This is a genomic window from Streptomyces sp. cf386, assembly GCF_900103585.1.
Lineage (GTDB): Bacteria > Actinomycetota > Actinomycetes > Streptomycetales > Streptomycetaceae > Streptomyces.
Map to the genome: position 1 here is coordinate 311,567 of NZ_FNHV01000004.1, position 23,478 is coordinate 335,044.

Here is a 23,478-nt window from a genome sequence, read left to right on the forward strand (position 1 = left end):
GTGCGTCTCCCGCCCCTTGCGCACCTCCGACGGAAGGCAGCCCATGGAGAACTCGTCAGCCCCTGCCGCGATCACCCGCCGCCGTGCCCTGACCGTCGCCGGCGGTGCGCTCGCCGGTGCCGCGCTCGCACAGGCGACGTTCCCGGCCTTCGCGGCCTCGGCCGGCTCGTCGGACGCGGACGCCATCGTCGTCGGACACGGCCTCGCCGGGCTGGTCGCCACGGCCGAACTGGCGGCGGCGGGACGCAAGGTGCTGCTGCTGGACCAGGAGCCGGAGGCCAGTCTCGGCGGGCAGGCGTTCTGGTCCTTCGGCGGCCTGTTCTTCGTCAACTCCGACGAACAGCGGCTGATGGGGGTCAAGGACACCCACGACCTGGCCTGGCAGGACTGGTTGGGCACGGCGGGCTTCGACCGCGGGATCTCCGACCCGTCCGGCCAGGACTACTGGGCCTACAAGTGGGCCCAGGCGTACGTCGACTTCGCCGCCGAGGAGAAGCGGGCCTGGCTGGCCGGGCTCGGGATGCAGTGGTTCCCGATCGTCGGCTGGGCCGAGCGCGGTGGCGGGCTCGCGGACGGGCACGGCAACTCGGTGCCGCGCTTCCACGTCACCTGGGGCACCGGACCGGCCGTGGTCGAGCCGTTCGAGAAGAAGGTGCGGGCGGGCGTGGAGGACGGGCTCGTGACCTTCAAGTTCCGGCACAGAGTGGACGAGTTGATCGTCACGAACGGCGCCGTCACCGGCGTGCGCGGCGCCGTCCTGGAGCCCAGCAGCGCGGCACGGGGCAAGCCCAGCTCCCGCAAGGTGGTCGGCGAGTTCGAACTCAGCGCCCCCGTGGTGGTCGTCACCTCGGGCGGCATCGGCGCCAACCACGACCTCGTACGCGCCAACTGGCCCGCCCGGCTGGGCACCCCGCCCAAGTCCATGATCACCGGCGTGCCCGCGCACGTGGACGGCCGCATGCTGGCCATCACCGAGAAGGCGGGCGGTCGTATCGTCAATCCCGACCGCATGTGGCACTACACCGAGGGCCTGAAGAACTACGACCCGATCTGGCCCGGCCACGGCATCCGCATCCTGCCCGGCCCGTCCTCCATGTGGTTCGACGCCACCGGCAAGCGCTTCTCCAGCCCCGACATCCCGGGCTACGACACCCTGCACACCCTCAAGTCGATCAGCGACACCGGCTACGACTACTCCTGGTTCGTCACCACCCAGAAGATCATCGCGAAGGAGTTCGCGCTCTCCGGCTCCGAGCAGAACCCGGACCTCACCGAGAAGAACATCTGGATGCTGCTGTCCCGCATCTGGCAGACCCCGGAGCCGATCGAGCGGTTCAAGGAGAAGGGCGAGGACTTCGTCGTCGCCAAGACCCTGCCCGAACTCGTCACCGGCATGAACAAGCTGACCGGCGACAACCTGATCGAACTCGCCGCACTCCAGCGGCAGATCGAGGCCCGCGACCGCGAGATCGACAACCCCTACACCAAGGACGCCCAGGTCATGGGCATCCGCAACGCGCTCGCGTACCCCGGCGACACGCTCAGCCGGACCGCCGCCATCCACAAGATCCTGGACACGAGCGCCGGCCCCCTGATCGCCGTCCGCCTCAACATCCTCACCCGCAAGACCCTCGGCGGCCTCCAGACCGACCTCTCCGGCCGCGTCCTGAACGCCTCCGGCACCCCGATCCCCGGACTGTACGCGGCAGGCGAGGTCGCCGGCTTCGGAGGCGGCGGCGTCCACGGCTACCGATCCCTGGAGGGCACCTTCCTCGGCGGCTGCCTCTTCTCCGGCCGTACGGCGGGGAAGGCGGCGGCAGCGGCGACGGCGACCTGAGCGGGCCGGGCCGGCTCATGCCTCCCCGGGTGATCGGACGCGGGCTCACGGTTCCGTGGGCACGCACAGCACCGGGGTGCGCGACAGGTGCAGCAGTTTGTGGGGTGTGGAGCCCAACAGGGCCCCGCGCAGCGGGCTCTCACCCCAGCTGCCCACCACGATGACCCTCGCCGCATGGCGCGTCGCGGCCTCGACCAGCGCCTCAGCCGGCTTCTGGTCGATGACCTCGACGGTGGTCCGCACACCGGCCTCGTCGGCCACCGCGACGGCGTGCCCGAGCGCGGTGCGTCCGGCCTCCTGGACGGCATCGCGGTGCGCGGCGTACTCCTCACCGAGGGCGCCGGGCGCCGCCGCGCCGTAGACCAGCACAAGCTGCTCGCCGAACGCGGCCGACACCTCGATGGCGACGTGCAGTGCGCGGACCGCGCCCGGGGACTCGTCGTATCCGAGAACGACCGACATCTTCAGTGCTCCTTGTCGCCGTGCACGAGATCGGGGTCGGCGACCTCCGGGCGCTCCGCCCAGAAGACGGGTGCCATCAGGCGCCACACGACCATGAGGACCACCCCGGTGAGGGTGATGCCGATGCCGATGACCAGCGGGGGGCCGAGCCCGAACCACGAGACGTCGCTGTAGGAGTTGGCGGGGTCGGACATGTCGCCGATCGACTCGACCAGCAGCCAGACCAGCAGGCCGGCGCCGACCAGCGGGCCGAGGCCGATGAAGACGAAGTGGTGCAGGCTCTCGGTGAGATGGCGGCGGTAGTAGATCGCACAGGCGATGCCCGTGAGGGCGTAGTAGAACGCGATCAGCAGGGACAGCGCGGTCAGCGAGTCGAAAAGGGCGTTCTCGCTGATCTGACGGACGACCAGGTACCAGGCGATGGCGATGCCGGCGACCCACCACGTACTCACGTCGGGCGTGCGGAACCGGGGGTGGATATGGGCGAAGTGCGTCGGCAGTGCCTGTCGGCGTGCCATGGACAGGGCCGTGCGGGAGGCGGGGATGATCGTCGTCTGCGTCGAGGCCACGCCGGAGGTCGAGACCGCCAGCAGGACGACCCAGTCCCAGCTGCCCATCGCCTCCTCGGCGAGCAGGGCGAAGATGAACTCCTCCTCCTCGGCGTTCTCGGCCAGGAACGCCGGTCCGGCGTAGGCCACCACCGCGTAGGCGACCGCGACATAGGTGACCAGCAGGATGACCGTCGACCATACGGCCGCCTTGCCGGGGGCGGTGGCGGAGTCCTCGACCTCCTCCGTGAGGTTCACCGCCGACTCCCAGCCCCAGTAGATGAACACGCCCAGCAGCAGGCCCGCGGTCAGCCCGGCGCCGCCGGCCCCGAAGGGGTCCAGCCAGCTGAGCGACGGGTCGACCGAGTCGAGCGTGCCGGTGTCGGCGTACACCCGGTAGAGCGCCACCACGGCGAAGGCGAGCAGACACGCCACCTGCGCCAGGATGAGGACGTTCTGCACCCTGGCCGACACCTCCGTGCCGATGACGCACACGGCCGTCATCACCAGGATGAGCAGCACCGTGAGCAGTTGGCGCACGAACTCGTTCGCGGCCCAGCTGTCGAGACCGAAGGCCAGCAGGGCGAACGTCACGGCGACGTCCGCCAGCGAGCCGATCACCAGGACGCCGGTCATCGTGATGGCCCAGCCGCCGAGCCATCCGAACCAGGGGCCCATCGCCCGGGTGACCCACGAGAAGGTCGTCCCGCAGTCCTGGTCGACCTTGTTGAGGTAGTAGAACGCCGACGCGATCAGCAGCATCGGCACGAACGACGCGACCATGACGCCGGGGGCGTAGACACCCACGAGCGCCACGACCGGGCCGATCGCCGCGGCCAGCGAGTACGCGGGGGAGGTGGCGTTCAGCCCGATGACGAGCGCGTCGACGAACCCGATCGCATTGGCCTTCAGCCCTTCGGGCGGCTGCGTGTCCGTGGTGCGGTCGGCCATACTCCCTCGATTCGGTCGTGGGTGACCTCATCAAACAGGGAGCAGTGGGTGCCGCCGGGGCATTGGCGGCCGGCCGCGGGATGTATCACCCATGTGCCCAGCGGGACGCGTCCACCCATGTGCCCGCCACCGCGGCCGTGCCACCACCGCGCGCTCAGCCGGCCGCGGCGCCGAACCACTCGGGCAGCCGGCGAAGCAGGTCCTGCTGGTCCTCACCGACCCACGCCACATGGCCGTCCGGCCGCAGCAGCACCGCGGGCACGTCCAGCTCCTCGCTGACGTCGACGACGTGGTCGACCCGATCCGCCCAGCCCGCCACCGAGAGCCTGCCGGTCTGGTCGAGCAGAAGTCCGCGGCCGCCGTGCATCAGGCCGTAGAGGCGCCCGCGCTTGAGCTCCACGTCCCGCAGCCGCCGGCCGAGCAGTTCATGCCCTTCACCGAAGTCGTAGCGGACCCCGATCGCGGTGATCTTCTCGATCAGATAGCGGTTCACCTCGTCGATGTCCATCAGCTCCGACACCAGCCGGCGCACGGCCTGGGGGCCCGGCTCGGTGGACATCAGCTGAATCTGCGCGCGGGTGTTGTCGAGTACGTCGGCAGCCACCGGGTGCCGTTCGGTGTGGAAGCTGTCGAGGAGCCCCTCCGATGCCCAGCCGTTCACCTCTGCGGCCAGTTTCCACCCCAGGTTGAACGCGTCCTGGAGGCCGAGGTTGAGGCCCTGCCCGCCGGTCGGCGGATGGATGTGCGCCGCGTCGCCGGCCAGCAGCACGCGGCCGGTCCGGTAGCGCTCGGCCTGCCGGGTGGCGTCGCCGAAGCGGGACAGCCAGCGCGGTGAGTGCACGCCGAAGTCGGTGCCGGCGATCCGCCGCAGCTGTTGCTTCAGCTCCTCCAGGGTCGGCGGGACCGTGCGGTCCTCGGCCACTCCCTCGGCGGGCACGACGACGCGGAACACCCCCTCCCCGAAGGGCACGACACCGAACCGCTTCTGGGTCTGCCGGACTTCGGCCACCACGGCGGCCACCGTCTCCGGCGCCGCGGCCACCTCCACCTCGCCCAACAGCGTCTCGACCCTGCTGGGCTCACCGGGGAAGCCGACGCCGAGCAGTTTCCGCACCCTGCTGCGGCCGCCGTCGCAGCCGACGAGGTAGCGCGAGCGCAGATGCGTGCCGTCGGCCAGCTCGGCGGTCACCCCGTCGTCGTCCTGGCTGAGCCCGACCAGCTCGCAGCCGCGCCGGACCTCGGCACCGAGTTCGGCGGCGCGCTCCGCCAGGAGACGATCGACGGTGGGTTGAGGGATGCCGAGGACGTATGAATGCGCGGTGTCCAGCTGGTCGGGCCACCCCTTGTCGATGCCGGCGAAGAAGCCGCCGACCGAGAACTGCTGCCCGTGCGCGAGAAACCGATCCAGCAGACCGCGCTGCTCCATCACCTCGATGCTGCGCACATGCAGGCCGAGCGCGCGGACCACCTTGGTCGGCTCCGCGTCCTTCTCCAGTACGACCACCCGCACGCCGTGCAGCCGCAGCTCGCACGCCAGCATCAGTCCGGTCGGTCCGCCACCGGCGACGATCACGTCGATCATCAGAACCCCCTGTCTTCGGCTGGAGATTCTGCGGGACGAGGGGGGTCTTGCCGCAAGGCCCCCGGTGCGCTATACGTTGAGAGTGGCGAGGAGTTGACCTCCTCGCCCTATTCTTTTGCGGCCAGCGCCGCCAGTTCCTCCGCGTCGCGTGGACCGGGTGCCGTATCGTCCAACAGCCCCTGTGCGCGCAGCAGTTGGGCCGCCGCGATGCCCCACGGCAAGCGCAGCCCCGCCTGCCGCAGGAGTTCCGTGCGGGACAGCATCTCGACCGCGGGGCCGGTGCGTACGCCGGACGGGGTGAGGAGCGCCGCCTCGTCGGCCCAGCGCAGGGCCAGGTCCACGTCATGGGTGGCCATCACCACCGTGGTGCCGGACGCGCGCAGCCCGTCGAGGGTGGCGAGCAGGCGTTCCTGCCCGTCGGGGTCGAGCCCGGCGGTCGGCTCGTCCAGGATCAGCACGCGGGGCCGCATGGCGACGGCACCGGCGATGGCCGTGCGCTTGCGCTGGCCGTACGACAGCAGGTGCGTGGGCCGGTCGGCCAGCGGCGTGATGTCCAGTGCGGCCAGGGCCTCGTCGACCCGCGCCCGAACCTCGGTGTCGGACAGGCCGAGGTTCAACGGGCCGAAGGAGACGTCCTGGCCGACGGACGCGGCGAAGAGCTGGTCGTCGGGGTCCTGCACCACCAGCTGCACGGTCGTCCGCAACCGGGTCAGCCCCTTGCGGTCGTACGTGACCGGCGCACCCTCCACCGTCAGCCGGCCGTCGTGCGGCCTGAGCCCGCCGCTGAGCAGCCGCATCAGCGTGGTCTTGCCGGTGCCGTTGCGGCCGAGCAGCGCCAGCGCCCGCCCTTCGTGCACGTCGAAGTCGAGGTCGCTGAGGACGAGGGGTCCGTCCTCGTAGGCGTAGGACGCGCCCCGCAGGGCGACCAGTGCGGTGGGCTCGCTCATGGCAGGGCCCTTTCCAGTACGAGGGTGAGTGCGGCCAGCGTCGCGAGGAGGGCGCAGCTCGCGGCCGTGAAGCGGACGGAGACACGGGCCTCGGGCACCAGGACACGCAGGGTGCCGTCGTAGCCGCGCCCGGCGAGCCCGGCCTGCAGCCGGGTGGCCCGGTCGAAGGCCCGCACGAAGGCGGTGGCGCCGAGCCCGGACAGCGAACGCCACTCCGCGGCCCGGTTGGTGTGCCCGAGCCGGGCGGCCTGGGCCTCCCGGATGCGGCGCACGGAGTCCAGCAGCAGAAAGCTCATGCGGTACGTCACCAGGGCGACGTCCACGACGGGCGCCGGCACCCCGGCCTTCACCAGGCGGGGCAGCAGGTCGGACATCGGGGTGGTGAAGGCGAACAGCAGCACCCCGAGAGACGCGGCCGAGGTGCGCAGCAGCAGCTCCCCGGCGCGCAGCCCACCGTCGTCGGCGAGGGACACGAAGCCCTCGGGCCCGCCGACCTGGACGACCAGCGTGAGCGCGCCGGTCACACAGAAGCCCAACGGCACGCGGTACGCACGCCACAGCCGCCGCGCGGGCACGCCCGCCGGTCCCAGCAGGACCGCGAGGGCGGTGACCAGGACCAGGGCGGCCCCCGGCCACGGCGGCAGCGAGATGGCGAGCACGGTCAGGCCGAGCCCGAGCACGGCCTTGTCCACGGGGTGTCGGCGGCGCCAGCGACTGCTGTGCGCCGCCGCGTCGATCGGCAGCACGAAAGATCAGGCCCTTTCGGCCGTGGACTCCTCGGCAGTGCTACCTGCCGTGCCGTCGGTGTGCTGCTGGGCCAGTGCCCGCTGCTCGCCCTGCCGCCGTCCCCGGTGCAGGCCGAAGTAGTAGGCGAGGACACCGGCTCCGAGCGCCGCCTGGAGGGAGAACAGGGCCGACTCGATCTCACCGGACGGCGGCTCGTACAGCGGCGAGAACCAGGGCTCGTAGTCCGGCTTGATCTCGGTGATGGCCGTCTCCGCCTCACCGTCGGAGCCGGTGAACGGCTCCTCCTTGTGGTCGCCGAGGCCGAGCGCCAGCGGCAGCACGGCGAGCGCGGCCACGACGAGCAGCAGCAGGACGTTGATCTTCGTGTTCTTGCTCATCGGGCCACCGCCTCCGTCTCGGTCTGCGACTGCTTCTTGGCGAGGAGCACGCCCAGCCGGGTCAGTTCGCCCTTGCTGGACTGCACCAGCAGTCGCATCACGAGCACGGTGAGCAGGCCTTCGCTGACCGCGAGCGGGATCTGGGTGACGGCGAAGATGGAGCCGAACTTGCCGAGCGCGCCCAGGAATCCGCTGCTCGGGTCGGGGAACGCGAGGGCCAGCTGGACGCTGGTGACGCAGTAGGTGGACAGGTCGGCGACGAACGCGCCGAAGAAGACGGCGACCATCAGCGGCACGTCGTAGCGCCGTAGCAGTTTGTAGATCGCGTATCCGGCCCAGGGGCCCACGATCGCCATGGAGAAGACGTTGGCGCCGAGTGTGGTCAGGCCGCCATGGGCGAGCAGTAGTGCCTGGAAGAGCAGGGTGATGGTGCCCAGGACCGCCATGATCGGTGGCCGGAACAGGATGGCGCCCAGGCCGGTGCCGGTGGGGTGCGAGCAGCTGCCGGTCACGGAGGGCAGCTTCAGCGCGGACAGGACGAACGTGAAGGCCCCGGAGGCGCCGAGGAGCAGGGTGCTCTCGGGGTGCTCCCTGACCTCACGGGTGAGTGACCGAACTCCGTGGACTACGAACGGAGCGGACGCGACGCCCCAGGCGACCGCGTGCGCCGGTGGGAGGAAACCCTCGGCTATGTGCATGGCTCAGCAGACCCTCTCCAGCACCTCGTGGATGGTTGACGTGCCTTGGCCGGTCTCCTGGCTTACGGGTGACACCGCCCGTGCTCCGCCTTCCCGGGTCCCGAAGGACCCAGTGGCTGCCCGTGAGGGCCGGAGCCGGACTTCCCGATTCACAGTGGCGAGGGCCGCACCGGCATCACACCGGATTTCCCGTTCACCAAGGCGTGGTGACAGTAGTGCCCGCACAGGGTGGCTGACAAGCGCGCCTCGGGGGCGTGAAAGTGGCGTTCGCGCGCCCCACGGCCGCTCAGGCCAAGCCCCCCGGGCCGCAACTGTATGTACGCACCGGGTCACCGAGCGCGGAAGGCGTGCAAGAAGTTCCGAATATGGAGATCTGTCCGCCTCTCGGTGCCGAATCAAGAGCATGAGTGGTTCTGGCCACAACGTGGTGCACAAGTCCGTGGAAACATTGCCTTTCGCCCCGGAGGAAGCCTCGGCTCTCCCGGACGGGCACAGAGAACCGGCCGCGATCGAGAGAGCCCTCGCCGCCGTGCTGGCCGCGGTCGTGCGGACCGAGCGAGTGCCGGTCGACGGAAACTTCTTCACCGAACTGGGCGCCGACTCGCTGGTGATGGCGCACTTCTGCGCACGCGTCAGGAAACGTGCGGATCTGCCGTCGGTGTCGATGAAGGACGTCTATCGGCACCCGACCATCAGGAGCCTGGCGACAGCGCTCGCGGAGGCCCCGCCCGTGCCCTGGGCGGAGCCGGCGGATGTGGCCTCGGCACCGGAGCCGTCGGCCCCGGCTCCGGTGCCGGCTCGGCCCCCGGCGGGCAGGCGGCAGTACGTCCTGTGCGGTGCGCTGCAGTTCCTGGCCTTCCTGGGATACACCTACGTCCTCGCCTTCGGCACCGCCCGAGGCTACGAGTGGATCTCCGCCGGATCGGGTGTGCTCGATGTGTACCTGCGGTCGGTCCTGTTCGGCGGTGTGGCCTTCCTGGTCCTGTGTGTCCTTCCCATCCTCGTGAAGTGGACCCTCGTCGGCCGGTGGAAGTCGCAGCACATCCCGGTCTGGAGCCTTGCGTACGTCCGCTTCTGGATCGTCAAGACCATGGTTCGGGCGGATCCACTGGCGCTGTTCAGCGGCTCGCCGCTCTATCTGCTCTACCTCAGGGCACTGGGCGCGAAGGTCGGGCGCGGCGCCCTGGTCCTCTCCCGGAGCGTGCCCGTGTGCACGGACCTGCTCACGATCGGCGCCGGCACGGTCATCCGCAAGGACTCCCTCATCTCCTGCTACCGGGCACACGCCGGACTGATCCAGACGGGCCCGGTCACCCTCGGCAGGAACGTGCTGGTCAGCGAGGCCACGGTGCTCGACATCGACACGTCGATGGGCGACGGCGCCCAGCTCGGCCATGCCTCCTCGCTGCACCGTGGGCAGACAGTGCCCGCCGGCGAGCACTGGCACGGGTCCCCGGCACAGCCGTCCGACGTGGACTACCAGGTGGCGGGGGAGGCCCGGTGCGGTGGAGTGCGCAGGGCGGTCCACAGCGTTCTGCAGCTGCTGGTCGCGCTGGTCGTGTACGTGCCGATGACGGTGGGCGGCGTGGCCGTGCTGCTCGCCGCGGTCCCGCAGTTCAGCACGGCCCTGGAGCCGGGGCCCGCCGTCTTCACCGACGGGATGTACTACCTCGAAGTCCTGGTCATGTCCTTCGTGTTCGTCTTCGGCGTCATTCCCGCCGGTCTCCTCGTCCTGACCACCGTTCCCCGACTGCTCGCCCGGACCATCACCCCGGGCAGGACCTACTGTCTGTACGGCTTCCACTTCGGGGTGCACCGGACGATCGCGCTGCTGACCAACTGGAAGTTCCTCAAGCGCCTGTTCGGCGACAGCTCCGCCATCGTCCACTACCTGCGGGGCCTCGGGTACGACCTCTCCCGCGTCCAGCAGACCGGGTCGAACTTCGGCACGGTGATGAAGCACGAGACGCCGTACCTGAGCACCGTCGGACGCGGGACGATGGTCGCGGACGGCCTGTCGATGATGAATGCCGACTTCTCCAGCACCGCGTTCCGGGTGTCCCGGGTGTCGATCGGCTCGCGCAACTTCCTCGGAAACAGGATCGCGTATCCCACACTGGGCAGGACCGGTGACAATTGCCTCCTCGCGACGAAGGTCATGGTGCCGGTCGACGGGGAGGTCCGCGAGGGCGTCGGGCTGCTGGGGTCGCCCAGCTTCGAGATTCCCCGCTCGGTCCTGCGGGACAGCCGGTTCGACCGGCTCAAGAGCGGTGAGGAACTGCGGCGCGCCCTCCCCGCCAAGAACAGGCACAACGCCGGCACCATGGGGTGGTACCTGCTGACGCGCTGGATCTACGCCTTCGCTCTCGCCCTGCTCGTCTCAGGAGCCGCGGAGCTGTACGGGCCGCTCGGTGTGTCGGGGATCGTGCTGGCCGACCTCCTGGGCGTGGTGTTCACCCTCGCGTTCTTCGTGCTGATCGAACGCTTCGTCACAGCGGTCCGTCCCCTGAGGCCGATGCTCTGCTCGATCTACACCCTGGGCTTCTGGCGGCGTGAGCGCTACTGGAAGGTGCCGTCGGAGACGTACCTGAAGATCTTCAACGGCACCCCGTTCAAGAACGTGATCTGGCGGCTGCTGGGGGTGCGGATCGGCCGCATGGTCTTCGACGACGGCTGCTTTCTGACGGAACGGGCCATGGCCGCCATCGGAGACCGCTGCACGCTCAACGCGGGGAGCGTGATCCAGTGCCACTCGCAGGAGGACGGCGCCTTCAAGTCCGACCGGAGCGCGATCGGCTCCGACTGCACCCTCGGGGTCGGTGCCTTCGTCCACTACGGCGTGACGCTGGGCGACGGTGCGGTGCTCGGCCCCGACTCCTTCCTGATGAAGGGAGAGGTGGTCCCGCAGGAGGCGTGGTGGGGCGGGAATCCGGCGAGGCCGATGCCCCCGCACGGCGAGGATCTCCGCTCGCACGGCGAGGCGGCGAGGACGAGGGGAGGCAGCTCCCATGGCGGCCATGACCACGCCTGACGCGGCCGGCCGGGAGTTCTGGCGGGGTGTGCTCACCGCCGGTGGCCTCACCACGGTTCCGCGCTGGACCCTCGACCCGGGGACCCGCGTCGCCGAGCACGAGGCGAAGCTTCCCGAGGAGCTGGTGGACGCGCTGCACCGCCTGGCGGACGATCTCGCGGTACCCCTCCGCTCGGTGCTGCTGGCCGCGCACGCCAAGGTGCTGGCCGCTCTGTCCGGCGAGAACGACGTCACGACCGGTTACGTCGCCGCGCCGACCGCGAGGCCGCTGCCCTGCCGGCTGACCGCCGAACCCGACTCGTGGCGGGCGCTGGTGCTCCACACCCACCGGGCCGAGTCGGAACTGCTGCGGCACAAGGACTTCCCCGTCGACGGTCTCCGACGTGAGCTGGGCCTGCCCGGACCGTCGTCCGAGGCCGTGTTCGACCCGATCGGCGCCGGTGGCGAACTCGCGCCCGACGCCGTGCTGCGGGTGGAGGTCCCGCGCCCCGGCGATCCGCGCACGGTGCGGCTGCGGTACCGGACCGACGCGCTCGACGCGGACAGCGCCGCGCGGATCGTGGGCTACCACCTCACCGCGCTCACGCTGATCGCCGCCGATCCGGACGCCGCGCACGGCCGACAGAGCCTGCTCTCCGCCGAGGAGCGCCGCTTCCAGCTCGACGGACTCGCCGGACCCCGCCGGGAGCTGCCCGACCGCCGCTTCCACGAGCTGTTCGAAGAACGCGTCAGGGCGCACCCGGACGCGTTGGCGGCCGTACGCGGCGACCAGCGGTGGACCTACCGGGAACTCAACGCGCGGGCCAACCGGCTGGGGCGGGCCCTGCTGGCGCGCGGGCTCGGCCGCGAAGGCGTCGTCGCGGTGGTGACCGAGCGGAACCTGGACTGGGCCGCCGCCGTCCTCGCGATCTTCAAGGCCGGTGGGGTGTACCTGCCCGTCGAGCCGCACTTCCCGGCCGACCGCATCGCGACCATGCTCTCCCGTGCCGAATGCGGGCTCGTGCTGACCGAGCCGGGCAGCACGGCGATGCTCGACCGGGCCCTCGACGCGCTGCCCGCGGTCCGGGCGCTCTCCGTCGACGCGGCCTACTCCGAGGGTCACCCGGACTCCGACCTCGGTGTCGGCGTCGCGCCGGACCAGCTCGCCTACGTCTACTTCACATCCGGCTCCACCGGCGAGCCCAAGGGAGCCATGTGCGAGCACGCGGGCCTGCTCAACCACCTCTACGCCAAGATCGACGACCTGGGGATCGGCGAGGGGCAGGTGGTCGCCCAGACCGCCCCCCAGTGCTTCGACATCTCGCTGTGGCAACTGGCTTCCGCGCTGCTGACCGACGGGCGGACCCTGCTCGTGGAACAGGACGCGATCCTGGACGTCCCGCGGTTCGTCGACACGATCGCCCTCGGCCGCGTCAACGTGCTCCAAGTCGTGCCGTCGTACCTCGACGCCGTCGTGTCCTACCTGGAGCGGCACCCGCGCGCCCTGCCGGACCTGCGCTGCGTGTCGGTCACCGGTGAGGCGCTGAAGAAGGAGCTGGTGCAGCGCTGGTTCGCGGCCCAGCCCGGTATCAGGCTGGTCAACGCGTACGGGCTGACCGAGACCTCGGACGACACCAACCACGAGGTGATGGACCGGGCACCGGACAGCGCACGGATCCCGCTCGGCGCCCCCATCAGTAACGTGCACATCTACGTCGTCGACGAACACCTCTCACCCGTGCCGCTCGGCGCCCCCGGTGCGATCGTCTTCTCCGGGGTCTGCGTGGGCCGCGGCTACGTCAACGACCCCGAGCGCACCCGGCAGGCCTTCATGGCGGATCCGCACCACGCGGGCCGACGGCTCTACCGGGGCGGCGACTACGGCCGCTGGATGCCCGGGGGCAAGCTGGAGTTCCTCGGGCGCCAGGACACCCAGGTCAAGATCCGCGGCTTCCGGATCGAGATCGGCGAGGTCGAGAGCGCCTTGCTGCGGGCACCCGGGGTCCGCGACGGGGCGGTGGTGGCCGTCGACGGGGCTGGCCAGGGCGGGCGCCTGGTGGCCTTCTGCTCCGGTCGGGACACGCTGGAGGACGGCGCCCTCAGGGACCGGCTGGGCCGGTCGCTGCCCGCGTACATGGTCCCGTCCGAGTTCCACTGGCAGGAGAGCCTGCCGGTGACCGCCAACGGCAAGGTCGACAGGAAGGCGCTGACCGCGCTCGCCGCACGGCTCGGCGCCCCGGCCCCCGACGCCGTAACCGACGGCACCGAGCCCGACACCGTCGGGGCGGACCGCGACGCGCCGCGCACGCCGACCGAGCGGCGGCTGGCCGCCGTATGGGCCCAGGTGCTCGGCATCCCGGAGCACCAGGTCCGCCGCAATGACCACTTCTTCGACCGGGGCGGCACCTCCCTCGCGGCGGTGCGGCTCGCGATCGCCCTGGACCGCGCGGTGGACATCGCGGACCTCACCCGCCACCCGGTCCTGGCCGACCTGGCCCGCGTGGTCGACCGCGGGGCCGAGCCACGGCACGCCGTGCTGCACACCACCGGACCACCGGCTTCCTCCTGAACCGCAATCGAAAGGAGATGGCCGCTATGCCGTCGTCCCCGTCCTCGTATCCCCTGACGCTGCCCGCTGTCGACCTGCAGCCCGGCAAGCCCCCGATCCTGCACACCGGCTCCATCGGCGACGCGGCGAGTTGGGCGGCCGAGCACCGGGAAGCTCTCCGCGCCGTCGTCGCCGAGCACGGCTCGGTCCTGGTCCGCGGCCTCGGGGCGCGCGACCGGGCCGAGACCGCTGCCGTCTTCCGGCAACTGGCCGGGGCCGGCGGTCCGATGACCGAGAAGGAGGCTTTCGCATCCCGGCAGACCTACTCCGACGGCGTGTACTCCTCGTCGAAGTGGCCGCCGAACCAGCCGATGTGCATGCACCACGAACTGAGCTACCGCCTGGAGTTCCCCGGCCTGATGCTGTTCGCCTGCCTGGGTGCCCCCGCCGCCGGCGGGGCGACCGCGCTGGCCGACGCGCCCACCGTGCTGAGCGCGCTGCCCACCGATCTCGTGGCGCGGTTCCTGAGGGAGGGCTGGCTGCTCACCCGCACCTACAACGAGGAGATCGGGGCGTCCTTCGCCGACGCCTTCGGCACCGAGGACCGCGGCGCGATCGAGAGCTACTGCCACGCGAACGCGATCGCCTTCGAGTGGCAGCCCGACGGGGGACTGCGGACCCGGCAGCGCCGCAGCGCCGTGGTGCGGCACCCCGGCACCGGCCGGCGCTGCTGGTTCAACCAGATCGCGTTCCTCAACGAGTGGACGCTGGACCCCGAGATACGCGAGTACCTGGTGGACCTCTACGGCCCGGACGGCCTGCCGTTCAACACCCGCTACGGGGACGGCGCACCGATCGGCGAGGACACCGTGCAGCTGCTGAACGAGGTCTACCAGTCCCACACCGTGCGCGAGCCGTGGCAGGCCGGCGACCTGATGCTCGTCGACAACGTCCGCACCGCGCACAGCAGGGAGCCGTACGAGGGGCCGCGCGAGGTGCTCGTCGCGATGACGGACACGGTGCGCCTGGCCGACTGCTCGCCGACCGTGGAGGTGATCAACGAATGACCGTCACCCCTTCCACCCCTTGGGAGTCCGCACCGTCCGGTCCGGTCACCGTGCCGCCGTTCGCGGTCGTGTCCGGCGACCAGGTTCAGCAAGCGCTGCAGGGGCGCGAGAAGCAGATCGTGGACCTGGTCGAGGAGACCTACCGGCTGCACAGTGCCGGCTACTCGGTGAACCCGCCGTCCTACTTCCTGCGCTTCCCCGACCGCCCGTCGTCCCGGATCATCGCCCTGCCCGCCTCGATCGGCGGGGAGGCAGGGGTGGACGGCCTGAAGTGGATCTCCAGCTTCCCGCAGAACGTGGCGGCCGGTGTCCCGAGGGCCTCGGCGGTGCTCATCCTCAACGACCGCCGCTCCGGCTACCCGTTCGCCTGCATGGAAGCCTCGATCATCAGCGCCACCAGGACGGCGGCGTCGGCGGCACTGGCGGCGGACCGGCTCAGCCGAGGCCGGCAGCGCCCGACGCGTGTCGGCTTCATCGGGACGGGCCTGATCGCCCGCTACATCCACACCTTCCTGGCCGGCACCGGCTGGTCGTTCGACGCCATCGACGTGCACGACGTGTCCGCCGACAGCGCGGCCGGTTTCCGCTGCTACCTGGAGCAGTCCGGCGCCACCGGCTGGATCGTCGTGCACGACAGCCCCGAGGAGCTGATCCGCCGGTGCGACCTGATCGTCTTCGCGACGGTCGCCGGCCGGCCGCATGTCTACGATCCGTCGTGGTTCGCACACCGTCCGCTCGTGCTGCATGTGTCGCTGCGCGACCTGGCTCCGGAGATCGTGCTCGCCTCGGACAACATCGTCGACGACGCCGAGCACTGTCTGCGGGCGGACACCTCGGTTCACCTGGCCGAACGGCTCACGGGCAACCGCGACTTCCTGACCGGGACGCTGGCGGACGTGATGGCCGGGAGCGTGACGCCCTCGGCGGACCGGACGGTCGTCTTCTCGCCCTTCGGCCTAGGGGTGCTCGATCTGGCCGTCGGCAAATACGTCTACGACGAGGTGGCCGACTCCGGTGAGCTGCACGTCGTCGACGGCTTCTTCCATGAACTGCGCAGGTACGGATGAACACCATCCGGCCCGGCCGCTTCTTCTATCCGCGGAGGCCATCGTGTCAGTCATATCCGCTCCCTACACCTTCAACGAGGAGGATCTCTACGTCGACCTCCAATCGATCCTGGGCCGCAAGCTCTTCCTGAAGTGCGAGGGCTTCAACTTCGCCGGTTCGATCAAGCTGAAGCCCGCGACCGAGATGGTGGAGGCCGCCGAGATGGTGGGCGTCCTGACCCCGCAGTCGGTCCTGCTCGAGTCCTCGTCGGGAAACATGGGCGTGGCACTCAGCATGATCGCGGCGAGCAAGGGCTACCGGTTCCTGTGCGTGACGGACTCCCGCTGCAACCTGTCGACCAGGTTGGTGATGGAGGCCCTGGGCGCCCAGGTGCACGTGGTCACCGAGCCGAGCGCCCACGGCGGCTTCCTCCGTGCGCGGCTCGACTACATCCGCGCGCTGGCCGCCCTCGACGACCGGTACGTGTGGCTCAGCCAGTACACCAACCCGGGCAACTGGAGAGCGCACTACCGCAGGACGGCACCGGCGATCGCCCGCTCGTTCCCGGCACTGGACGTGTTGTTCGTCGGGGCCGGTACCACCGGGACCCTGATGGGCTGCGCCCGCTACTTCCGGCAGTGGCACCGGCCGGTCCGCATCGTCGCGGTGGACAGCGTCGGCTCGGTGACCTTCGGCGGTACCTCAGGACGCCGCATGCTGCCCGGCCTGGGCATGAGCGTCAGCCCTCCCCTGCTCGACGAGTCCTACGTCGACGAGGCGGTGCACGTCGAGGAGGCGGACACCATCCGCGCCTGCCACCGCCTTGCCCGACGCGGCTTCCTCTTCGGCGGCTCCACCGGCACCGTCGTCAGCGGCGCGGCGCACTGGCTGGCCGCGCACGACTCGGACGGCCTGACCGCGGTGGCCATCGCCCCTGACCTGGGCGAGCGCTACCTGGAGACCGTCTACCAGGCCAATTGGGTACAGGGCCTCTACGGCGAGAACGTGCTCCGCTCCGGCGGCATGGCCGCCGTCGGCTCGCGGGCGGCCCGCTCCACATCCCTGCGGGATGCGGACGACGGCTGGGCCCCGGACACTGGAGATGGGTGGGTGAACCCAGCATGACGACTCGGGGCAGACACACAGGGAGAGGGTGTGGCGAAGCCGCAGGGCCCTGGGGCCCGGCACATCGGTACATCCGAGACCGATCGACTGTTGGTGTCCGTCGCTGCCGGCAGCCAGGACGCCTTCGACCTTTTGTACGACGCGGTCGCCGGTCCGATCTACGGAATCGCTTGCCGGGTGCTGCGGGACCCCGCGCGCGCCGAGGAGGTCACCCAGGAGGTGATGCTCGAGGTCTGGCAGTGTGCCCCCCGCTACCGGCCCGAGAGCGGGCACGCCATCACCTGGATGATGACCATCGCTCACCATCGAGCCGTGGACATCGTGCGCACTCTGCACAGGTCCGCCGAACGTGAGCGTGCCGTCTCCGAGCACGAGTCGACTCTCGCCTTCGACGAGGTCGTGGAGACGGTGGAGGCGCTCGGGGAACGCGAAGAGGTCCGCTCGTGCCTGAAGGACCTCAATGCCGAGCTACGGCAACCGGTCGTGCTCGCCTACTACCAGGGCCTGACCCATACGGAGATCGCAGCGGCGCTGTCCCTGCCGCTCGGCACCGTCAAGAGCCGTCTGCGCAGGGCACTCACCCACCTGCGGCATTGCCTGGGAGCTCCGCCGTGAACACAGCCGACCCACACGACCTCGCGGGGGCCTACGCTGCGGACGCCCTCACCCGCGAGGAGCGGGAGGCGTTCCGGCGACACATCGACGACTGCCCCGACTGCGCCCACGAGACCACCCGCCAGCAGGAGGCCGTGGCCTGGCTCGCCCTCGCGGCAGCCCGCACCCCGCCGCCCCGTCTGAAGGAACGTGTCCTCGCCGAGGTGGCCCGGACCCCCCAGTTCCCGGCGACGCTCCCCGGTCAGGCGGATCGGCGCCGCGGCCGACGCAGGCCACCCCTGCTGCACCTCGCGCTGGCCGCCAGTGTGGCCGCGGCAGCCGTGCTCGGCGGTCTGGCGGCCTGGCAGCACCAGGAGGCGCGGGAGGCCCGCCAGGAGGCGGAGAGCCACTCCGCGGACCTCGCCCAGCTCCTCACGGCCCCCGACACCACGTTCGTCAAGAAGCAGGTGGACTACGGCGGCTCCGGCACCCTCGCGGTCTCACGGCAGCTGAACCAGGCCGTCTACTTCTGCGAGGACCTGGCCAGCCTGCCCTCGGGCAAGACCTACCAGTTGTGGTGGGCCGACCCCGGGGACGAAGTCCGCTCCGCCGGGCTCCTCCCCGCCAAAGCCGGCCGTCAGGCCGTGGCCCTTCCCCCGCCGGACACCGCCGACGCGCTTGCCATCACCGTCGAACCGAGCGCGGGCTCCGTCCGACCCACCACCGATCCTCTCGCCACCTGGCCCCTCCCCACTTCCTGATGGCTCTAGGCTGACCTCATGCCAGAGCGCCATGCCGTATCACCTGCAGCCGGTGCGCATCTGCGTGCCCCGGACGGCGCACGGCTCGCCGAGGCGACCGGGGTGTTCGCGATGCTCTCGGACGTCACCCGGCTGCACCTGCTGTGGCTGCTCGCGCAGGACGAGGCGGACGTCGGTTCGCTCGCCGAGCAGTGCGACGCGTCGCGCACAGCGGTCAGCCAGCATCTGGCGAAGCTGCGGCTCGCCGGGCTCGTGGACACCCGTCGCGAGGGACGGCACATCTACTACCGCCTCGGCGACGGGCATCTGCGGCGCCTGGTCGTGGAAGCGCTCAGCCACGCGGACCACCGGGTGAGCGGGCAGGCTCCGCACGACTGAGGCGCTGTAGGGGGTGCCACCGGTCAGGATGCGCCGTCGACCGGGAGTTCGAGGTGGACTTCGTAGCCGCCGTCGGCCGTGGGTCCGGAGGTGATGGTGCCACCGAGGAGCTCGGCGCGCTGGCGCAGTCCGACGAGGCCGTGGCGGGAGCCGGGCAGCGGCAGCGGGGGCCGGGTGGGAGCGGTGTTGGTGACGGTGGCGTGCACGGTGCCGTCCTCGTGCCGGACGCGGATCGTCGTCCTGGCCCCTGGCGCGTGTTTGCGCACGTTGGTCAGCGCCTCCTGCACCGTGCGGTAGACGGCACGCTGCAGGGGCGGCGCCAGTCCGTCGGGCAGGTCGGTGTTCAACTCGGCGTCGAGGCCGCTGCCGACCACCAGCCGTCGCAGATCGGCAAGGGACGGCTGCGGGGTCAGCTCCGTCGGACGGCTCCCTGAGGCGCGCAGTACGCTCACCATGTGCCGCAGCTCGTCGAGGGTGTGCACACTGAGCCGCCGGATCGCGGACGCCGTCTCCCGGACCTCCGCGTCACCGCTGCGCATCTGCAGCGCCCCGGCCTGTACGGCGATCAGGCTGACCTGGTGGGAGACCACGTCGTGCATCTCCCGGGCGAGCTGCGCGCGTTCCTTGGCCAGGACCGTCTGCGTGATCAGCAGCTCCTCACGCTCGCGCCCCTTGGAGATCTCGGCCAGCCGCAGCGACAGCTCACGTCGGGCCTGGGCGAGCTGGCCCAGGAAGACGGGTGCGACCGCTTCCGCCAGGCTGTAGCTGACGGCGATGAGGGTGGAAGAGGTGTCCGGGAGATCGGCGAACTCCGGTGACGGCCAGGACCAGACGGTGATGTGGCAGAGGGCGAAGGTGGCGGCGCAGACACCCAGCAGGACGCGGTGGCGGGTGAGGGAGGCCAGTGTGTACAGCGCGGCCAGGGTGGAGAACACCGCGTCGGTGACCAGGACGCTGGGCAGGGTGAGGACAAAGGTCGTCAGCGGCAGCCGGCGGCGCAGCATGAGCACGAAGGCGCCGAGCAGGGCACAGGCCAGGGCCGGCCGTTCGTCGCCTTGCACATTGACCCAGACGTCCAGCAGCGACACTCCGACCAGAGCGAGGTCGAACAGCACAGGGGGCAGGCGGCGTGGTCTCATCCGCCCTCCTGGTGTCCCGGCTGCCTGAGCAGACCCGCGCGTTCGGCGAGCAGGGCGGCTTGGACCCGGCTGCCCACCTCCAGCTTGCCGAGGACGGTGCTCACATGATCCTTGACAGTGCCTGTGCTCAGGTGCATCCGCCGGCCGATGTCGGTATTGGTCAGTCCCTCGGCGATGAGGACGAGGACGGCGCGCTCACGCTCGGTCAGCCGGGCGACAGCGCGGACGGCGGGTTCCTCGTGGCTGTGGTCCAGATAGCCGTCCACGACGGTGCGGGTGACCGTGGACGACAGCACGACACCGCCGTCGGCCAGTGTGCGCACCAGATACGGCAACTGCTGGGGATCGGTGTCCTTGAGCAGGAAACCGGCGGCCCCCGAACGCAACGCCGCCGCCACGTACTCGTCCATGTCGAACGTCGTGAGCATGGCCACCACCGGTGGATCCGGCAGCCGAAGCAGATCGGCCAGGACGGTGAGACCGTCCACGTCAGGCATGCGGATGTCGAGCAGCACCACATCCGGACGGGACTGCCGCGCCGCGCGCACGGCCTGTCCGCCGGGGACAGCAGCCACGACCTCGATGTCGTCCGCGCTGTTCAGAATGTGCTGGAAGCCCGTACGGATCAGGGCCTCGTCGTCGACCACCAGTACCCGGATCACCTGTGCTCCACCCGTCGTCGGACCAACGCCGGATTCCCACGCCCCTCCCGCGCGGCTTTCAGGTTACTTTGTGCCGATTACCGCTACCTGGCGGGAAAAGTACCGCCGGTCGGCGGGGTGGCTCCGGACGGCCGACGGGTGGTAAGCGGCACGTTCGCTGCGGATCGTGAATTCCATGAGCGGCAACACATGCTCGGCCGTACCGTCGACGGTGACACCCACCCTGGGGATCGGTTCTCCCGCCCTCCCCGCCCCGACACCGTCGACGGTACGACTGATCGGCATCGACCTCGCTCGTGGAGTCGCCGTCCTCGGTATGTACGCCGCCCATGTCGGCCCCGATCCGTCGGTGGGCGGGCCGGTGGGCTTCCTGCTGGAGCTGGCACGTGGCCGCTCCGCCGCCCTGTTCGCCGTGCTCGCCGGGTTCACCCTCGTCATCATCACCGGCCGCCCGTCCCCGCGGACCGGGCGCGACGGGCGGCAGGCGGCCGGCCGGGTCGTCATCCGCGCCATCGTCCTGATGGCGCTGGGCTTCGCCCTGACCGCCCTGGACACCTCGGTCGAGGTCATCCTCGCCTTCTACGGGCTGGTCTTTCTCGCCGTGCTCCCGCTGTACCGGCTGCGGGCCACGACGCTCGCGGTGATCGCCGCCGTAGGAGCCCTGATCCTGCCCCAGGTCCTGTACGTCATACAGCAGTCGATCTACGAAGGAAGCTGGTCGGACACGGTCATCGCCTGGGACCCGCTCGCCCGGTTCACCGACTCGGACGGATTCATGGAACTCCTGTTCACCGGCGAGTACCCGGTCCTCACCTGGGCATCATTCATGATCGCCGGTATGGCGCTGGCCCGGCTCGACCTCACCGACGCCAAGGTCCGCACCCGCCTCGCGCTGACCGGCGGCGCGCTCGCCGTGGTCGGCTACGGCGGCTCCTGGCTGGCCCTGCACCTCGTCCCGCAGGCCGGCACCGTCATCGCCGACGCCACGGACGGCGGTTCGGCGTCCTCCGCCTGGTGGTCCGACACCGTCGGCCAAATAGAGGACAGCACCCCGCCGGAGTGGCTGCTGGTGGCCGCGCCACACAGCCAGACGACCTTCTCCATCCTCGGCAACACGGGTGTCGCCCTCGTCGTCGTGGCAGCGTGTGTCACCGTCGCCTACCGAGCGCCACGCGTCACGCGCCTGCTGCGACCCGTAGCCGCGGTGGGCATGGTGGCGCTCAGCACCTACGTACTGCACATCGTCGCCATCCGCGTCTTCGGCGAGAGCGACGGCTCACCGCCCGCTCTGCTGGTGCTGTCCGCCTACATCGCGGGAGCCATGGTGTTCGCCATGGTCTGGACCCGCCTGTTCCGCCGGGGCCCGCTGGAGTACCTCCTGCACACCGCGACCCGGCCGGCCCGCCACATCAGGTGACGCGTGGGCGGTTCAGTGCGTGGTGTGGAGCTGCTTGGTGACTTCGGTCAGGTCGGCGAGGAACATCGCCGCGAGCTCGGCGGTGAATCCGGTGCGTACCACCAGGCGCAGGACGGAGATGTCCTGGCAGGGAGCGGGGAAGGCGTAGGCGGGCAGGTGCCAGCCGCGGGCCCGCATCGCCTGGGAGATGTCGAAGACCGTGAAGCCCCGTGTGCCGGGTGCCAGGCGGAAGGCGAACGCCGGGAGTTCGGAGCCGTCCGTGACCAGCTCGTAGGGGGCGATGGCCTGGATACGGGTGGCGAGTACGCGGGCCGTGGTGCGGTTCTGGGCCGCCAGGTTGCGCAGCCCCTCGAAGCCGTACCTGAGGAAGCTGTAGTACTGGGCGACGACGTGCGCGCCCGGGCGGGAGAAGTTGAGGGTGAAGCTGGGGGAGCGGCCGCCGAGGTAGTCGACCTCGAAGACCAGGTCGTCGGGGAGGGCCTCGGCATTGCGCCACAGGGCCCAGCCGAGGCCGGGGAAGACATGCCCGAACTTGTGCCCCGAGGTGTTGATGGAGGCGACGCGTTCGAGCTGGAAGTCCCACATGAGACCCGGGTCGAGGAACGGGGCCACCATGGCGCCGGACGCGCCGTCGACATGGACGGGGATGTCGGTGCCGGTGGCGGCCTGGTACCCGTCCAGCGCCATGCAGATGTCGGCGACGGGCTCGTAGGAGCCGTCGAACGTGGACCCGAGGACGGTCACCACACCGATCGTGTTGTCGTCGCAGTGGGCGGTGAGGGTGTCGGGCGTGAGGTGGTAACGGCCCGGTTCCATCGGGACGAAACGGGGCTCCACCTCGAAATAGTTCGCGAACTTCTTCCAGCAGACCTGGACGTTCGCGCCCATGACGATGTTCGGGCGGGCGGTGTCCTTGCCCCGGGAGCGCCGGCGGTCCTGCCAGCGGCGCTTGAGCGCGAGCCCGCCGAGCATGGCCGCCTCGCTGGATCCCGTGGTGGAGCAGCCGCGGACCTGGTCCGGGTGCGGCGCGTGCCAGAGGCGGGCCAGCATCCGCACGCAGCGCTCCTCCATCGCCGTGATCTGCGGATACTCGGCGCGGTCCGCGAGGTTCTTGTCCGCGGTCTCCGCCATCAGCTGCTGAGCCTGCGGCTCCATCCACGTCGTCACGAACGTGGCGAGGTTGAGCCGCGCATTGCCGTCGAGCATCAGCTCGTCACGCACCCGGCGGCTGACCAGTTCCGGCGGCGACGCCGACTCGGGCAGTTCGTCGACCGGCAGTACAAGGGCGTCGGTGGGTCGGTGGGTCGGTGGCCGAGGTGGGGCGAAGGGGGGAGGGGCTCGAACTCGGTCTCGGGCAGGGCGTCGGTTTGCGGGATGGACATGAGTACGTGGATGCCTTCCTGGTCTGTGTGACCCCGTGCACTTCGACGCTAGATCCACGGACGGCTCGCCATCTGTGCCGATTACACCGATCCGGTGATCGGTTTGCGGACTGATGAGCTGGATTTTCCCTTGTGCATACTGGCTGTTGTCGCACCATTGGGGTCACCGGGCTCCTGGTCCGGCCGCCAGGCGCTCGGA

The 23,478-nt window shown here is 70.6% G+C and carries 20 protein-coding genes and 1 riboswitch; of the genes, 10 read left to right on the forward strand and 10 right to left on the reverse strand.

All coding sequences use genetic code 11. The features are described from left to right. Positions 1-43: 43 nt before the first annotated feature. Entirely contained in the window at positions 44-1,837 is a 1,794-nt protein-coding gene (locus tag BLU79_RS12565) for an FAD-binding dehydrogenase (protein ID WP_093905778.1), read from the forward strand. A gap of 45 nt (positions 1,838-1,882) precedes the next feature. Here the strand turns inward: BLU79_RS12565 and BLU79_RS12570 are convergent, their stop codons facing one another. The 7 genes from BLU79_RS12570 to BLU79_RS12600 form a co-directional block, all read right to left on the reverse strand. Further along, on the reverse strand, positions 1,883-2,299 hold the full coding sequence (locus tag BLU79_RS12570) for a universal stress protein (RefSeq protein WP_093905779.1): 417 nt from the start codon (positions 2,297-2,299) through the stop codon (positions 1,883-1,885). A gap of 2 nt (positions 2,300-2,301) precedes the next feature. Next, on the reverse strand, positions 2,302-3,798 hold the full coding sequence (locus tag BLU79_RS12575) for an APC family permease (RefSeq protein ID WP_093905780.1): 1,497 nt from the start codon (positions 3,796-3,798) through the stop codon (positions 2,302-2,304). 154 nt (positions 3,799-3,952) lie between these two features. Next, on the reverse strand, positions 3,953-5,380 hold the full coding sequence (rox, locus tag BLU79_RS12580) for a rifampin monooxygenase (protein ID WP_093905781.1): 1,428 nt from the start codon (positions 5,378-5,380) through the stop codon (positions 3,953-3,955). 107 nt (positions 5,381-5,487) lie between these two features. Beyond that, a complete protein-coding gene (locus tag BLU79_RS12585) occupies positions 5,488-6,327 on the reverse strand; it encodes an ATP-binding cassette domain-containing protein (RefSeq protein WP_093905782.1) in 840 nt (279 codons plus the stop codon). After that, the gene (gene cbiQ / locus BLU79_RS12590) at positions 6,324-7,073 is read right to left on the reverse strand and encodes a cobalt ECF transporter T component CbiQ (protein WP_093905783.1); all 750 of its coding nucleotides are present in this window, start codon (positions 7,071-7,073) and stop codon (positions 6,324-6,326) included. The genes BLU79_RS12585 and cbiQ overlap by 4 nt, the downstream gene beginning before the upstream one ends. Before the next feature lie 6 nt (positions 7,074-7,079). Further along, the gene (locus tag BLU79_RS12595; protein ID WP_093905784.1) at positions 7,080-7,451 is read right to left on the reverse strand and encodes an energy-coupling factor ABC transporter substrate-binding protein; all 372 of its coding nucleotides are present in this window, start codon (positions 7,449-7,451) and stop codon (positions 7,080-7,082) included. Next, the gene (locus BLU79_RS12600; RefSeq protein WP_093905785.1) at positions 7,448-8,149 is read right to left on the reverse strand and encodes an energy-coupling factor ABC transporter permease; all 702 of its coding nucleotides are present in this window, start codon (positions 8,147-8,149) and stop codon (positions 7,448-7,450) included. The genes BLU79_RS12595 and BLU79_RS12600 overlap by 4 nt, the downstream gene beginning before the upstream one ends. A 29-nt stretch (positions 8,150-8,178) precedes the next feature. Then, a riboswitch (cobalamin riboswitch) is annotated at positions 8,179-8,365 on the reverse strand. Between the two features lie 187 nt (positions 8,366-8,552). Between BLU79_RS12600 and BLU79_RS12605 the strand changes: the two genes are divergently transcribed. From BLU79_RS12605 to BLU79_RS12640, 8 genes are read left to right on the forward strand one after another with little or no spacing between them, the layout of a single operon-like run. Continuing rightward, positions 8,553-11,180 (forward strand): Pls/PosA family non-ribosomal peptide synthetase, encoded by a 2,628-nt coding sequence (locus tag BLU79_RS12605; protein WP_093905786.1) that lies wholly within the window; start codon positions 8,553-8,555, stop codon positions 11,178-11,180. Then, on the forward strand, positions 11,167-13,728 hold the full coding sequence (locus BLU79_RS12610; protein WP_093905787.1) for a non-ribosomal peptide synthetase: 2,562 nt from the start codon (positions 11,167-11,169) through the stop codon (positions 13,726-13,728). The genes BLU79_RS12605 and BLU79_RS12610 overlap by 14 nt, the downstream gene beginning before the upstream one ends. 26 nt (positions 13,729-13,754) lie before the next feature. Next, positions 13,755-14,774, forward strand: a complete 1,020-nt coding sequence (locus tag BLU79_RS12615) for a TauD/TfdA family dioxygenase (RefSeq protein WP_177000993.1) — start codon at positions 13,755-13,757, stop codon at positions 14,772-14,774. Continuing rightward, on the forward strand, positions 14,771-15,841 hold the full coding sequence (sbnB, locus tag BLU79_RS12620) for a 2,3-diaminopropionate biosynthesis protein SbnB (RefSeq protein ID WP_093905789.1): 1,071 nt from the start codon (positions 14,771-14,773) through the stop codon (positions 15,839-15,841). Before BLU79_RS12615 ends, sbnB begins: the two co-directional genes overlap by 4 nt. Positions 15,842-15,884: 43 nt before the next feature. After that, positions 15,885-16,946, forward strand: coding sequence for a 2,3-diaminopropionate biosynthesis protein SbnA (gene sbnA, locus BLU79_RS12625; protein ID WP_093905790.1), 1,062 nt, complete (start codon positions 15,885-15,887; stop codon positions 16,944-16,946). 30 nt (positions 16,947-16,976) lie between these two features. Beyond that, on the forward strand, positions 16,977-17,561 hold the full coding sequence (locus tag BLU79_RS12630; RefSeq protein WP_093905791.1) for a sigma-70 family RNA polymerase sigma factor: 585 nt from the start codon (positions 16,977-16,979) through the stop codon (positions 17,559-17,561). Beyond that, complete coding sequence (locus BLU79_RS12635) at positions 17,558-18,301, forward strand: anti-sigma factor (protein ID WP_177000994.1); 744 nt, start codon at positions 17,558-17,560, stop codon at positions 18,299-18,301. The genes BLU79_RS12630 and BLU79_RS12635 overlap by 4 nt, the downstream gene beginning before the upstream one ends. An 18-nt stretch (positions 18,302-18,319) precedes the next feature. Next, positions 18,320-18,679 carry an ArsR/SmtB family transcription factor gene (locus BLU79_RS12640; RefSeq protein ID WP_093905793.1) on the forward strand — a complete coding sequence of 120 codons (360 nt, stop codon included), beginning with the start codon at positions 18,320-18,322 and terminating at the stop codon, positions 18,677-18,679. A gap of 23 nt (positions 18,680-18,702) precedes the next feature. Here the strand turns inward: BLU79_RS12640 and BLU79_RS12645 are convergent, their stop codons facing one another. After that, complete coding sequence (locus BLU79_RS12645) at positions 18,703-19,818, reverse strand: sensor histidine kinase (RefSeq protein ID WP_093905794.1); 1,116 nt, start codon at positions 19,816-19,818, stop codon at positions 18,703-18,705. After that, positions 19,815-20,480 (reverse strand): response regulator, encoded by a 666-nt coding sequence (locus BLU79_RS12650; protein ID WP_093905795.1) that lies wholly within the window; start codon positions 20,478-20,480, stop codon positions 19,815-19,817. The genes BLU79_RS12645 and BLU79_RS12650 overlap by 4 nt, the downstream gene beginning before the upstream one ends. Before the next feature lie 175 nt (positions 20,481-20,655). On the opposite strand from BLU79_RS12650, the gene BLU79_RS12655 reads away from it, so the two are divergent. Then, a complete protein-coding gene (locus tag BLU79_RS12655) occupies positions 20,656-21,897 on the forward strand; it encodes a DUF418 domain-containing protein (protein WP_093905796.1) in 1,242 nt (413 codons plus the stop codon). Positions 21,898-21,909: 12 nt separating this feature from the next. Here BLU79_RS12655 and BLU79_RS12660 read toward each other — a convergent pair whose 3' ends face one another. Further along, complete coding sequence (locus BLU79_RS12660) at positions 21,910-23,337, reverse strand: glutamate decarboxylase (RefSeq protein WP_371131848.1); 1,428 nt, start codon at positions 23,335-23,337, stop codon at positions 21,910-21,912. Positions 23,338-23,478: the final 141 nt, after the last annotated feature.